11 protein-coding genes are annotated in these 15,015 nt (G+C 38.7%); 7 read left to right on the forward strand and 4 right to left on the reverse strand.

Annotated elements, in window-relative coordinates:
• The first annotated feature begins 1,480 nt into the window (after positions 1-1,480).
• The 7 genes from AC2YHV_RS10625 (at position 1,481) to shc (ending at position 11,318) form a co-directional block, all read left to right on the forward strand.
• Positions 1,481-2,170 (forward strand): WxL domain-containing protein, encoded by a 690-nt coding sequence (locus AC2YHV_RS10625; protein WP_413000729.1) that lies wholly within the window; start codon positions 1,481-1,483, stop codon positions 2,168-2,170.
• A gap of 28 nt (positions 2,171-2,198) precedes the next feature.
• A complete protein-coding gene (locus AC2YHV_RS10630) occupies positions 2,199-2,894 on the forward strand; it encodes a WxL domain-containing protein (RefSeq protein WP_487373172.1) in 696 nt (231 codons plus the stop codon).
• A 94-nt stretch (positions 2,895-2,988) separates the two neighbouring features.
• Positions 2,989-4,014 carry a WxLIP family cell surface protein gene (locus AC2YHV_RS10635; protein WP_487373173.1) on the forward strand — a complete coding sequence of 342 codons (1,026 nt, stop codon included), beginning with the start codon at positions 2,989-2,991 and terminating at the stop codon, positions 4,012-4,014.
• The gene (locus tag AC2YHV_RS10640; RefSeq protein WP_487373174.1) at positions 4,001-6,325 is read left to right on the forward strand and encodes an L-type lectin-domain containing protein; all 2,325 of its coding nucleotides are present in this window, start codon (positions 4,001-4,003) and stop codon (positions 6,323-6,325) included. Before AC2YHV_RS10635 ends, AC2YHV_RS10640 begins: the two co-directional genes overlap by 14 nt.
• Positions 6,326-6,513: 188 nt before the next feature.
• Positions 6,514-7,197 (forward strand): response regulator, encoded by a 684-nt coding sequence (locus AC2YHV_RS10645; RefSeq protein WP_268936054.1) that lies wholly within the window; start codon positions 6,514-6,516, stop codon positions 7,195-7,197.
• Positions 7,198-7,594: 397 nt separating this feature from the next.
• Positions 7,595-9,133, forward strand: a complete 1,539-nt coding sequence (locus AC2YHV_RS10650; RefSeq protein ID WP_487373175.1) for an AcpB/EbpR/MafR family transcriptional regulator — start codon at positions 7,595-7,597, stop codon at positions 9,131-9,133.
• 289 nt (positions 9,134-9,422) lie between these two features.
• Positions 9,423-11,318 (forward strand): squalene--hopene cyclase, encoded by a 1,896-nt coding sequence (gene shc / locus AC2YHV_RS10655; RefSeq protein WP_487373176.1) that lies wholly within the window; start codon positions 9,423-9,425, stop codon positions 11,316-11,318.
• 227 nt (positions 11,319-11,545) lie between these two features.
• On the opposite strand, the gene AC2YHV_RS10660 is transcribed toward shc, so the two are convergent.
• The 4 genes from AC2YHV_RS10660 to AC2YHV_RS10675 form a co-directional block, all read right to left on the reverse strand.
• A complete protein-coding gene (locus AC2YHV_RS10660) occupies positions 11,546-12,028 on the reverse strand; it encodes a tetratricopeptide repeat protein (protein WP_487373177.1) in 483 nt (160 codons plus the stop codon).
• A 249-nt stretch (positions 12,029-12,277) separates the two neighbouring features.
• On the reverse strand, positions 12,278-12,826 hold the full coding sequence (locus AC2YHV_RS10665) for a PepSY domain-containing protein (protein ID WP_487373178.1): 549 nt from the start codon (positions 12,824-12,826) through the stop codon (positions 12,278-12,280).
• A gap of 64 nt (positions 12,827-12,890) precedes the next feature.
• Entirely contained in the window at positions 12,891-14,246 is a 1,356-nt protein-coding gene (locus tag AC2YHV_RS10670; RefSeq protein WP_487373179.1) for a sensor histidine kinase, read from the reverse strand.
• Positions 14,243-14,938, reverse strand: a complete 696-nt coding sequence (locus AC2YHV_RS10675) for a response regulator transcription factor (RefSeq protein WP_098185595.1) — start codon at positions 14,936-14,938, stop codon at positions 14,243-14,245. The genes AC2YHV_RS10670 and AC2YHV_RS10675 overlap by 4 nt, the downstream gene beginning before the upstream one ends.
• Positions 14,939-15,015 lie beyond the last annotated feature (77 nt).

Consider the following 15,015-nt stretch of genomic DNA (forward strand, 5'->3'; position numbering starts at 1 on the left):
AAGTCTTTATCGTAATGAATGTCACTAAGAGATTTAATCCCTGATTTTCAATTCCCAAATAACGTCCGAAACCACATAAGTCATTCCCCACCCTAAATGAATGGCAAGTTGTCACTTTACAGTGCTTATATAAATTACATATTAATTCTTGTGCAGTTTCTATCATTCCGTACTCTCCTTATTAATAATCTAAATATGAGGTAGATAGAATAATTGAGTATTATTTATTAAATGTTAGTAAATAAAACATCAATTAAATTTATCACTTCTTAAAGAGTACCCCTTCAAAATTCAGACAATATATCTTTGTTGAAACCAAACAAATTAAAATTGGGACGTATTTTTTTTGCAAAGGAAGTATAATTGAATTACCTAATCCAAAAATCCATCTGTTTTTATGGGCTAGTACTAACAAGACCCTCAAAAAAGAATTTACATATATGATCTTAACTGTAGAGAAGTTTTGGTTAAGTTTCTATTTGCCCATCTATTTGCCCATCATCCCACTCTAAAAAAAATAGGTAAGTTCCGCCGAAAATAATCGGTGGAACTTACCTAAAAAAATAAGGGGTCGAGGGTATGAGGAAATAAGTATAAGACATGAAAATACCTATAGTATTTCTTTATTGGAGGATACTACTTCATATTAGATATATTTTTAAAGATAGTTTGTCCCAAAGCAATTGTCCTCTTATGTACTTTTTTCCGATTAGTCTTATGCTAATTGGAAAAGTGTCTCCCCCTCCCCCCTTCAGCTGTATCTTCTGCAAATCTTTCGTGCTGCTCCTGACCAGACAAGTATGATCTCAAAACCTTCGTTTTATAGTCCTGTTCAACATTCTCATAAGGCATCCATTTAACTCTTTCAAAAACAAGGCGAAAACTCATAAAACAACTTCAACAAATTTCCGTTTACAAAAACAGCCCAATAAATTTATTTAGACTAGAGTATATGCCGTTTATCGAAACCATGAGCCCTTTTGATTATTTAATGTCAAATCCCCTTTTCGTAACTTCTAATAGTGTTTCCTCCTCTTGAAATATAACTTTTTGAAACAATAATTTCATTCTTATCATGATCATTCTAAATTTCATTTAAATAAGTGAAATATGCTTCTTATTCCCTCTTTAGCCTTCTAGCGTTAAATTTACATAACCCGAAAAATCCCAACAGTCCTAAGTCATTCAAAGTAAATATCAGTAGGTCTAATTTCTTATATGAAGTCTCACAACCCATTTTTGAAATTAGATCTAACGATTTATTTTATAGAATGTAATTAACACATGACATTCCTTTTATCCTACAGACTACTCATTTCTTCATTGAACATAAATAACTGCAAGGAGGGAAAAACAACGGGAAAACGAGGAGTTATTAGTAGAATTGGTAACAGTGCTTTATCGAAGCACTGGGTTTTTCATCCAATCAAAGGCGTGGTCATGTTCAATATATATTAAAATTTAAAAGGGGAAATACAAAATGAGTATCAAAAAAGCCTTAATTAAAGGACTAATGTCCTCAGCAGCATTACTGTTATTCGCGACACCTACATTCGCAGCAATCGATCCCACTGCAGTGACAGGAAGTACAGATGGCCTTGGAGCAACTTCTCATGGTCATATTATGATAACACCAGGAGACGAAACTACAGGACCAACCGATCCAATTTTCCCAAGTGAACCAGGTGGCGAAACAGGTAACGAAGGTTCATTAACGATTGATAATGTTTCACCTTTAGAATTTGATACCCACCAATTAGCGAGTGGTGCCGTAGAATATACAACTACATCCAAAGATCCTAACGCACAAGTAACCGATAAGCGTGGTACAGGTGTTGGTTGGGCTTTGCAAGTTGCAACTTCACCATTTATGGATCAAACGGATGGCACTAAAATTTTAAAAGGTGCAATTGTTACATTACCAATCGGCACTGCTGAGACGAATCCAGGAAATGTTTCTCCACCACCTGAACTAAGGGAAGTACAATTAGGTACGGATAGTGGAACAACTAATCCCCAAATCCTTATGAGAGCTGATATGAACACAGGATTAGGGACTTGGGTAGATAAATTTGATCCAAGCAGAATTAAAATTTCTGTTCCATCAGGAAACTTGGCAGGGGATTATGTATCGACTTTAACTTGGAGTCTAGTGGACGCTCCACAATAATAAATAAACGAAATAGGAGATTAGAAAAATGAAAGCATTTAGTCTATCAGCAGTAGGCAGCATTATTTTGGCCGGAACACTTCTTTCAACAAGTTCAGCAGAGGCAGCTGTCATAAATGACGCAACTTCTAATAATTATATTGGCTTTATTGCAGATGAGGGACCGACTAATCCAGTAGATCCCACAAATCCGGACAATCCTAATCCACCAAGTCCAATTGATCCGGAAGACCCAGGCAATGGCGGTACTGGAAATGCTGGGGCTTTAACTCTGGACCATGTCTCAAATATCCAATTTGGAACACAAAAAATCATGAGCGGAAACACGACTTATCATGCTAAAAATAAGGATCCCTTTGTCCAAGTTTCAGATAAACGCGGAACGGGGGAAGGATGGTCTTTGACAGCAAAGGCTTCAGAATTTAAAAGCGATTCTGGAGAAGTCTTAAGAGGAGCTATTTTATCGTTCAAAAATGGACAAGTGAAATCACAAACCAGTAATGTTTCCACACCACCAACTGCTAATGATGTTGTATTTGATAATTCAGATTCCAAAGTACTTATGTTAGCTGAAATAGATGCAGGTCGCGGAACATGGCTAGATGTTTTTTCAGGTACCGAAGGCGATAATAGTAACGTACAATTAAAGGTTTTGGCGGGATCCGCTGATGCTCAAAACTATACGGCTACTATGACATGGGAATTATCTGACGCACCGAAATAAATTCAAATTAAAAAAACTTGGCTTAATTAATTATTTTAGCCAAGTTTTTTTTGAAAAATAACATCATGAAATTAGAGATGTGAGGGAAGAAAAAATGAAAAATATGTTATCCATTATGGTTTTAATATTATTGACTGGATTGGGATTTATCCCCACTAACCAAGTGGCCTTTGCTGGTACTATGGAGTATTCAGTAAAAGCCAATATCCCCAAAAACCAAATTAATAAAAAGCTTACCTATTTTGACTTGAAGATGGCTCCAGGTTCAAAACAAACGATATCTTTAACAGTTAAAAACACTTCTAGTGAAGAAAAAAAGATAATGATCGAACCCAATTCAGCTATTACCAATCAAAATGGAGTGATCGACTATAGCAAACATGGACACAAAAAAGACAGCTCATTAAAATATGCTTTTTCTGATTTGATATCTCCAAAGCAAGAAATTGTAATAAAAGGAAAAGAAACAAAGAAAGTGCCCTTTACTATTCAAATGCCCAAAGAGTCATTTGATGGAATTATTCTGGGTGGATTCTATGTTCACGAAGTAAATAAAGAGGAAAAAAAGAAAGAAAATAATAAAGTTCAAATCAAAAATGAATTTTCGTATGTGATTGGCGTGAAATTAACCGGAACGGATGAAGTTGTGAAGCCGAAACTAAAGTTAAATGAAGTTCAAGCAGGGTTGATGAACTATCGTACGGTTGTTACTGCGAATTTACAAAATACCGAAGCTGTCATAATAAATAACTTGGATGTAAATGCACGTATTACGAGGGAAGGAAAAAAAGAGAAGCTCCACTCAACGAAGAAAAGTAAGTTATCCATGGCACCGAATTCTAATTTTGACTTTCCTATTACCTGGGATAATCAAAAGCTGGAACCAGGTAAATACCATTTATATTTAACAATTACAGACGGTAATCAAACATGGAAATTTGATAAAATGTTTGAAATTAAAGGTGCAGATGCAAAAGCGATAAATAAAACAGCAATTGAAGTAGAAAAAGATTATACGTTCCTTTTCATCGGACTTGCTGTGTTTATTATATCATTAATCATCATTATCATTATCTTGCTGAAAAAGAAAAAAAGAGGGGAAGACAATGAAGAAGAGTAACAGGAAATTTCCTCGTGCTGCCCTTTCCGTGATGTTAGTAATGGGGTTAATTCTACCAAGTCCCGGTTGGTTGGCCCCTGCGCATGTTAAAGCAGCAAATAACGGCAATCCTCCATTTAAAATTGATTTGACTGGTATATTCGTTACTCCCGCTACCGGTTCAAATAGTTCCGTTATAGGAGGTAATATCGTTCAAGTAACCCCTGATACCGCTAATCAAAAGGGTGGTATCTGGTCGACTGAAGCTAATAAAATGGACTTAACAAAAGATTTTAAAGCGTCAATGTATATCTATTTCGGGGATCGCGGAGCTAACGCAGCAGATGGTATGGCCTTTGTTATGCATAATGACTCAAGGGGCACAAATGCCATATCACCTTACAGTGGTTCGGGTCTTGGAGTTTATGCTGGACAGACACATGGGTCATCCAAAACGGATGGCATTCAAAAAAGCTTTGCTGTTGAGTTTGATACCTTTATAAACAATAATGTGAACGATGGTTATTTTGATACAAATACAACCAAAGGGGACCATGTTGCTTGGAGCTACCCAGGTCAAGCTGAAACTTATATCGATTACTACACAAGTTTTCAGTATAGAAGAACGATGAAACATAATAACATTGATGGTCCAAATAATGGTGCTCAATATCCTGGCAATTTATCGAATGATACCTGGCGTAAATTCACCATTAATTGGAATGCAACAACTTCAACACTTACGTATCAATTAGAAGGTCTATCATCTGTTAGTATCCCAATAAATGTACAAGATATTTTTGGTGCAGATCAAGTCTATTGGGGGTTTACTGGTTCAACAGGATCTAAATATCAGAACAATCGTGTTGCATTTGAAGAAGTGCCAGGGTTAGTAAATGCAGAAGTGAAAGAAACAATTACGAGAAAAGATGGTGCTGTTGTTGACAATGGTGCCCTGGTCAATAATGGTGAGGAACTAACCTATACGATAAACGCGAAGTATCTTTCCGGCAAACAGGATTGGACCGATATTATAGTAAAGACTGTTTTAAATGATCATGTTTCCTATGTTCCTGGCTCAATGGCAATATCATCAGGGGACGGCTCAGGAGAATTGGATGATGGTTTTTGGACGGGACAATCTTTAGCAGCTAGTATTCCTAATATGAATACCAATCGGAACGATGTGACCATTTCCTTTAAAGTGAAAGTCAATCAAGTAAAGGTAAATACGCCAGTTACTGAGACTGTTAAGTTTGAAGGTAGTAACTATATAACGAATACGAATCCAGTAGATTATGTCATACAAGCTAACAATGTACCTGAAGTGACCATAACTGAAGAAGGCCCCATTCATTTAGCTGTTGGTGAAGATTATCAAGCAAAAGGAACTTGGAAAGATTCTGATGATTCCACAAATACCTTGTATTATGACTTAAATGGCGAGTTGCTAAAATCCGAAGTGCTAGACAATGGAGGTTCTACTGAACCGGTAGATTGGAGCTATCTTATAACATCGGATCAGTTAAAATTAGGAGAAAATAATCTTCAAGTCACAGCAAAAGATGGTAAAGGCGCTTATTCAGTTTCCGCTAAGTTGAAAATCATTGTTGAAAGTCCTCCAGCCATTACGTTAACGGATGCTAATCGGGAAATTCCTGTTGATTTTGGCACTGAGTATACGATGAGTGGCAGTTGGAACGACCTTGATAGTAATCTAGTTGATTTATATTATGCAGTGGACAGTAATACCCCTGTAAAATTTGCTTCTAATGTATCAAATTCTACTAACAAAGGTGAGGACATTAACTATCAATACAGCATTCCGGCAGATCAATTGTCTTTAGGCATGCATCAAGTTTCAGTTTATGCTGTAGATGATACGGGTCGAAAATCAAATATTGAAGTAGTGAACGTCAATGTAACGGGAAAATTAAGTTTCATGAGTGTAACTGAAAATGTTAGTTTTGAAAATATGAAAGTACCAAATCAACCAACCTATTCAAAAAGAAATGATGATTGGGAGATCCTTGTGAAAGATACCCGTGGATTGGGAAGTTCATGGCGTCTCACAGCAACATTAATGGAGGAATTCTCTGATAGTCAAGGGCATTTTTTGAGGGATGCATTAAAGTTTGTTAATGAAGATGGAATTGAAACAACAATGGCGCTTGGAGCTGAGACGAATGTTTATGAAATGATTACACAGGATGAACAAAATATATCGATTAACTGGGAATCGGATAAAGGTATACTGCTAAAAATTGATCCTTTTGTTTATATAGGTAATTATACTGGGAAAATTAATTGGAATCTAATTGATGCCCCATAATATAGAGGATAAATTGATATACTCATTCGGTTAAATCGTAACTTGAAGAAATGATATGAACTGAATAGGTTCCATCATCAATTAATACTTAGGACAATTCGTATACTTGCTTCCTTTCATTTTTACGAATAGGTTTAATAAACGTTTTAATAATATAGAAAATTAGAAGGGTAGGAGGAGCTGCCTAAATGACTACCACAATTGCGATTATAGATGATCATCAACTTTTCCGAGAAGGGTTTAAACGAATCCTTGAAATTGAAAAATCTTTCCAAGTTATTGCCGAAGGTGTAGATGGTATCGAAGTAGCTTCTATTGAAAAAGAATATAAGCCAGACATTTTCATAATCGATATCAGTATGCCACTAATGAATGGACTCGAAGCAACACGCAGGCTAATCGAAAATAACCCCAATACAAAAGTAATGATCTTATCCATAAGTGAAGATGAACATTATGTAACCGAAGCACTTCAAAGCGGTGCAATAGGTTATCTGCTTAAAGAGATGAGCGCAAGTGAACTTATTGATGCTGTTCATCTTGTTGCGGAGGGCGGTTCTTATTTGCATCCAAAGGTAATCAGCAATATCCTGAATGAATATCGAAAATTAGCTGAAAAACACTTAAGAGAAGATGAAGATTTTGAGCAATCTCTTAAGCTTTGTCGCCCTCTCCACCTGCTAACGAATCGCGAATGTGAAGTCCTTCAATTGCTTACAGATGGAAAAAGCAATTCCCAGATCGGTGAAGCACTTTTCATTAGTGAAAAGACTGTAACAAATCATGTCAGCAGAATACTCCAAAAAGTAAAAGTAAATGACCGTACTGAAGCAGTTATCCATGCGATTAAAAATAACTGGGTCAAAATTTAATAATAGATCAGGACTTTTAACTACGAAAGTTAATGGTTGAAATCATGTAACAATCACCTGCCTACTCTTTAACAGGCCACAAAAAAAGAAAAGACTATTTGAGCACTTACTTTATGTAAGTGCTTTTTGCTACACATTCGGTCATGATCACCATCTTCTTAAAAGTTGGGGATGATTCTAAGTTAATACCTTAAATAACGGGGTGTATGCCAAAAGTGGGATTATTTTTTCTGATTTTCTGAATATCACCCAAAGAGAAAAGGTATTATTAAAAAAACGGGACTTAGTTACTACCAATAAGAGATCGATGTAAATATTCTAAGTTAATAATGTAAATTCCTTAAACAGGGAAAATAAAATGAGAATCCTTTTGTAGTCTTAGGTTTAGGAATAGGCTATGATCGATTACGAAATAGGTGATAATATGAATCGATTTTATAAACGTTATTCAGACTTGATCTTTCATTTACTTAATAGTAACAAATGGATTAGTATAGCTGAATTATCCGAGAAAACAGAGTATTCAAGAAGTACTATTTGGCGTGATTTAGAAATCCTGGAGTCTATTTTCCCTGACGGATGGATTTTGAAAAAAAATGAAAACCTTGGAGTTCGTCTAATTAAACCTGAAAATGGTACATTAGAAAGTTTATTAACACAAATAAGAGAAAAGAATTCCTATTTACACACATTAAAGTTAATTCTTTTGAACGATGGTGTTGATATTCCCCAGATATCCCAAGCGGTTTATATTAGTCGTTCCACTGCATACCGTCACCTTGAAAAATTACAAGAGGTTGTAAGTGAGGCAGGTGTTACATTAACTGCAAGCCCCTTTAAAGTCATAGGGGATGAAAAAAAGATTAGAAGATTCATCACGCAATATTTGGACTTTATGTCAGTTGAAGCCAGTACCATTAAAGATGATTCAATCGATACGATAAAATTTCAAACAGATTTATTACAGCTGTTTTCAAAATATTCAATGTCTTGCAGAACAGGTGCCTTACAGCGATTAACAATGATTTTATTTATATCAAATTTTCGTGTCTCCATGGGGCATTATATCTCATTTCCTAAAAATCTAATAAATACTTACGAGGGTAGTAAATATTTTGAGCTCTCGAAAGAATTGGTAAAATATATGGCCAAATGCCCGACAAGAGATATTCAACTACAGGAAATTCTCTTCTTTTCCATTTATATCATGAGTGAGGAACGACCATTAAATAGATCACAGTACATTAATTATATTAAAAAAAGAATGAGGAGTAAAAGAGGTTTTCCCTTGGTTAAATTTTTAAAATGTCTTTCTAAATATGTTGGTTTTAATCTATCACAAGATGATATTTTTTTATTTCATTTATCCCAAACATTAAAAAGGATACAAGTTGAAACTGAATTTGAAACGGAAAGTGCAGGAAATTCAATGTTGCAGTTCCTTCCATATTTTGAAACAAATCCGATTTTCCAGGTAATTGAGGAACTGGCAATTGAAAGTTTTTCTTCAGTGCCTTTAACGATTAAGAAACTTGATGTTTTAGAGATATTTTCACTTCTACAGTCTGTTGTCTTGAGAAAACGGAATCAACATACAATACAGGTTGCATTAATGTGCAGAACTTATAACGAAAAAGATTATATTAGGGAAGTATTAAAATATCACTATGGTAATAAAGTGGCTATCTCAACATTGGATCCATCCAGTATTGATTTGCTCTTCAAATATGAGGAGTTTGATCTGCTCATTTCTACCGATATTGGTGATCATAAAAATATGCCAATTGAGCACATCCCTACCATTCAAGTATCGTCCTTTCCCACCCCTTCAGAATTAATAAATATTAAACATTTTATAGAACAGCATTTTTATGGGAATTTAGGTATAGAACCGGAATTGATCTATCCATTTGGTATTGATGAATGTCCTTGTTAATGAACATAAGAATTCGAGTAGAAGAAAATCAGTATATCTGGTAGCAATATACCTAACCCGAATTCCTCGCATAATTCGGGTTAGGTGATTTAAAGACATACCTTCTTTGAATCAAACCGAACTACTGATAGGATCCAAATGACGCTTTGGCAGCTTTCATTGCCAAAGCGTTTTTAGTTCCCCCTCCTTTATTCTTGTGGGACGATGCGCCTGACATGATTTCTTGAATGCAACGACAAGTTTTGAATATACATATAAACGGAAATGTGTTTTTAGAGGAGGAAAGTCATTGAACCAAGATGTACAATCGGAAATCAATCGCCTTGTTCATCGCTTGAAACAAGACCAATCCGCTGATGGTTCGTGGAATTATCCCTTTGACACCGGGGTAACAGCAGATGCCTATATGATCATATTATTGAAAATTCTAGATATGGAAGATACTCCTCTTATAGAGGCTTTAGTAAAAAGAATCGAAAGCAAGCAAACGGAAAAAGGGTCATGGAAACTATTCCAAGATGAGAAGGACGGCAATGTTACGGCTACGATCGAGGCTTACTATGGCCTTCTTTTTAGCGGACTCCGCAATAAGAATCATCCGCATATGAGGAAGGCCAAACAATTCATTCTTTCCAAGGGCGGCATCAAACAGGCCAAAATGTTAACGAAAATGATGCTTACTGTCACCGGACAATATCAATGGCCGCGCCTATTCCCCATTCCACTCGAAGTGGTCTTACTGCCTCCGACCTTTTTCGTCAGCATATATGACCTTTCCGTTTATGGGCGGGTCAATATGATTCCATTGCTATTGCTGGGCCATAAAAAGTTTCAGATCACGACTCCGGACACGCCAAGTTTAAAAGATTTATTCCAAACAAGGGAGGACAGTTCCGAAGAGCAAGTGTGGGAAGAATACCGTACCGAAAAATATCGTTCCTTCTTCTCCAAACTTCAAACAGGAGTCAAAACCTTGATTGGTTATCCGGATTATTTGCATTCCTTGGCCTTGGATTCAACGAAAAGGTTCATGCTCGACAGGCTGGAACCAGACGGGACACTGTACAATTATTTCGGCTCTACCTTTTTCATGATCTTTGCCCTCCTTTCAATTGGATATTCGAAAAGAGATCCAGTGATTCTAAGGGCCATTGCCGGTCTGAAGGGGATGGCCTGCTCCATTGAGGGACACACACATATCCAGTTCACGACGCCCCATGTTTGGAATACCTCCTTAATAAGCTACGCCCTTCAAGAAGCGGGAATGCCTTTCAAAGACAAAACGGTCAAGGCCGCCAATCAGTACTTACTGTCACGCCAGCATTATATGTATGGAGATTGGCTGATCCATAATCCTGATGCAATTCCTGGCGGCTGGGGGTTCTCGGATTTGAATACCATGAATCCGGATGTCGATGATACGACCGCCTCACTGCGGGCGCTGGCAAAGCAATTGCAAGCGAAACCGGATAATCGGGACAGCTGGCAGCGCGGTGTCGCCTTCACGATTTCCATGCAAAATGATGATGGTGGATTTCCAGCCTTCGAACGGAATAACGACCATAAATGGCTGCAGCTTCTTCCCATAGAGGGTTCGAGATATCTCCTGACTGACCCTTCCACCGCTGATCTGACAGGAAGGACGCTGGAATTCCTGGGGAACTATACAAATATGAAAAAGCCGGAAGAAGTCAGTAAAAGAGCGGTGGATTGGCTATTGGAAGACCAGAAGCGTGATGGCTCCTGGTATGGGCGCTGGGGCATCTGCTATCTATATGGCACATGGTCTGCACTGACCGGCATGAAGGCAGCAGGGCAAGCCACTGGACATCCATCCATCCAAAAAGCCTTAACTTGGTTGAAGAAAATTCAAAATGAAGATGGCGGCTGGGGTGAATCTTGTTACAGTGATATCAAGCAACGATATATCCCCCTCGGAACAAGCACACTGACACATACAGCCTGGGCTGTGGATGCGTTGATATCGGCATCAGAAAAGCCGACAGCCGAGATTGAAAAAGGCATTGCCTACCTCATCCGTGCAGGTCAACAAGAAAGCTGGACCAATGATTATCCTGCAGGCCAGGGAATGGCGGATTTTTTGTATATCCATTATCATAGCTATCGCTATATTTATCCCCTTTTAGCCTTAAGTCATTACAATAAAAAATTCCTGGAGACTTAATCGCCAGTGTTTTTTTCATATTAAAGGTGAATATGTGGATTACCTGTGGAAAAGTAGTGAATAACACCGGAAAGTTATCCACAATCCGAGGTTATCCACATTCATTTATCCGTAAAAGTGGCTAAAGCAAGAATTTCCCCATCAAATTTGTTGATTCATTCATTTCGGCTATGTAAAAATGACTGGTTTTATACAGGTTTGTGGATAGTTTGGGGATGAGCACGATTTTATGTGAAAACTTTATCCAGTTTATCACTATAAAATTCTATCGCCTTAGCATAAGATTGTATTTCTTGATCCCTCGAGGTTTCGGCAATGATCTTCAAAAGAGATTCCATCGCAAGATCATGTTGGCCCAAATTATAAAATGCCATGGCCCTGAATACCAATAAAGCCTTATCCCCAGGAAACTTCGCCAGTCCGGATTCCAATGTCCGTCTTGATTTTTCATATTCCCCTATGGTGCGATATGTGCTCCCCAACCCGAGGTAGGCCCCTTTTACATCCTCCTCCGGCAAACCTAATTCGAGTGCCGCTTCATAATAGGGCACCGCATTTACCTCAAGTCCGAGAATATCCAAACTCCAGGCACACTGATACTGTATGACTGCATTACCGGGATTTTGCTTTGCCAGATCCATCAATATACGATTGGATTTTTCGAATTCCTTCTTTTCCCTTAAGAACAGGGCCCTCTCCAAATTTCTCATTGTCATTCCTCCATTGTATATGATTCCTTAATGCCCCTATTCGCGATTCTTCTTTTCAATTCCTTCTTATATGTATAAACAGCCCATCTCCCAACAATGCTGCAGCCAGGAACTAATATGTTGTTAAGGATTTGGAAGCTTCACTTCCCCGACTGTCTTGGCAAATAAAAAAAGGATCTGCCTCCCGGCAAATCCTTTCATACATTTCAATCTCCATATATCATGGATTACTGTCGACATGACATATGATTAATCATCCAATTGGTTTTTCAATACTTTTCCCGTGGTGGCATCCACCACTACATCATATTCCTTTAGTCCTTGTTTTATTTCCAGCTCGTACACAAGGGTGCCATTCTCTGAATCCAGCTCCATATCCGTTACTTGACCATCCACCGCTTTCAAGGCAATCTTTTCAGCTTGATCACTGCTGACTTTTGCAGTTTCCACGGCTTGTTGAGTGCTCATATCCTCATCGTCACCGTCTTCCATCTCCTGAGAAAGAATCTCTCCTTTTTCAGCATCAACGTCAACCTCTTGATAGCCTTCTTTCGTTTTTACGGTCATTTCATAGGTCATCGGCTGGTCCCAATCCTTTTCAAATTGAGTAACTTCCCCGCCTAGTTTTTCTGAAATCATTTTGATAGCCTCATCCTCGGAAAGGTTCCCCTTATTGACTGCATATACCGCGGTTCCAGCAGCACCGCCGAAAAGCAATACGGACGCTATGGACACTGTCATGATTACCTTTTTCCTTTGAATGATACCTTCTTTAATCGTACTCCACTGTTTTTTCATGAATGATTCCTCCTTTAAGTTGTTACCCTTATAATAAGCACCCTTCATGAAATGAACATGAGCGTTAGATTAGAATTTGATGAGAAAGAGTAAGAGTCACCAACGTTCCCTCCCCCACCTCGCTTTGAATCTCCAATTTACCGTCGAATGACTCGACAAGCGTCCGGGCGATGGATAGCCCGAGCCCATTGCCTCCCGTTTTCCTTGCCCTTGATGAATCAACGCGATAAAAACGGTCAAATACATGTGGGAGATGTTCTGGTGATATCCCTCCGCCGTGATCTTTCACACCGATGACAATTTCATTATCCTGCCGTTTTATCATGATCTGTATGCCTGATTCACTATATTTCATTGCATTGTCCAATAGGATGACTATCACCTGTTCAAGCTTACTGGAAATGGTCATTGCATAGATTTCCTTAAACTCTGACTCTATCGTTATTTCACGGTTTCCCGTCCTTCTGAATGTTTGGGCAATCCCTTCACAAAACGAAATGAGTTCTATTTTCCCTTCCACATCTTCTGAAGATTCCGTTTGGGAAGCTGACTGCAGAAGATGTTCCGTCAGCTTTTTCATCCGGACGGCTTCATGATGGATTGCCTCCACTGCCTCTTCCTGAATCGCCTGATCCTTCATTCCCCAGCGTTTCAATAGAGAGGAGTAGCTTTCGATGACCGTAATCGGGGTTTTCAATTCATGTGAGGCATCTGAAAGGAATTGCTGCTGTTGGTTATAATTCCGCTCCAGCCTTTCCATCATCCTGTTGAATGCCGCTCCCATCACCTGCAGCTCGTCCTTCGATTGATCCGATAGCGGTATTCGTTTGAATTCCCCGCTTTTCTCAATATCCTTCATCGTTCCGCTCATGACCGATATCGGTTTGAGGATCAGGTTGGCCAGCCACTTACCGGCAAGAATCGATAACAGAATGACAAAAAGAGATGAACCGCCCAAAACGAGGGCAAGCGTCGATAAATTATCAAGGAGGGTATCCTGCGGCTGTGTGACCTCTATCATCCCCAGTTTCTTCCCCTCATCAGGATAAGGATAACGGTAGGTCAATACATATTCACCGTCAGCTTTGGCAAAATCATATCCTTTCTCGTTAATGGATTTAACCGCAAGCCCCTTGAGGTCCTCTTCATCCGTAAATGATTTAACCAGCCTTCCATCCGTGTCGAATATCCGCACCATTCCATCGTCCGGGATATACGGCTCCATTAAATCGGAATCACCGGAAATCAAATCTTTCGTCAGGATATTTTCTTCGATTAATGAAGCTTGATCTTCAAGCAGATCCCGTTCCCTCTCTAACGATATCCAAAGGAAGGCGATTAAAACGATGATACTCAACAATATGAGCATGACGCTTAAAAAAAGACTGGAATACGATTGGATTTTCGTCCGAATCTTCATACTGGCTCCTTCAGGCTGTAACCTACCCCGCGGTAAGTATGGATGAGCTGCAGCTCAAAGGGATAATCTATCTTTTTGCGCAAATAACGGATATACACATCAACCACATTCGTATCCCCTGCGAAGTCATATCCCCATACATGTGTCAGGATTTGCTCCCTTGAAAGTACTTGATTTTTATTTTGCAAAAGATAAACCAGCAAATCGAACTCGCGTGATGTCAGCTCAATCCTATTGCCTTGCCTGTGAATGTCCCTAGTCCCAAGGTTCAGCTTCAGATCGTGGATCTTCAGTTCATCCACTTCCCCTTCTGATAGGCTCACCCTTACATTGGTACGAAAACAAGCACGGATCCGTGCCAGCAGCTCTTCAATTTCAAACGGCTTCGTTACATAATCATTCGCGCCATGGTCCAGACCATTCACCTTGTCTGGCACAGCATCCCTTGCGGTCAGAAGGATGACCGGTGTCGATCCATTCTTTTTCCGGTAACGCCTAAGTACCTCTATGCCATTCAACTCGGGCAGCATCACATCCAATAAGATTAAATCCCACTCTTCGGCTTCCGCCCTTTCCAGACCTGCCTTTCCCGTAAATGCCGATTCTGTTTGATAACCCTCATGATTAAGTTCCAGCTGAAGGACCCTCGCTATTTTTTCTTCATCTTCTATTATTAAAATTCTCTTATTCATGATCATCACCACCTACCCCTTAGTGTACTGAAGAAATATGAAAATATCATGAGAAATTGACCCCTCCGCATAAAAAT

Source organism: Peribacillus sp. SRI_006, from assembly GCF_057586375.1.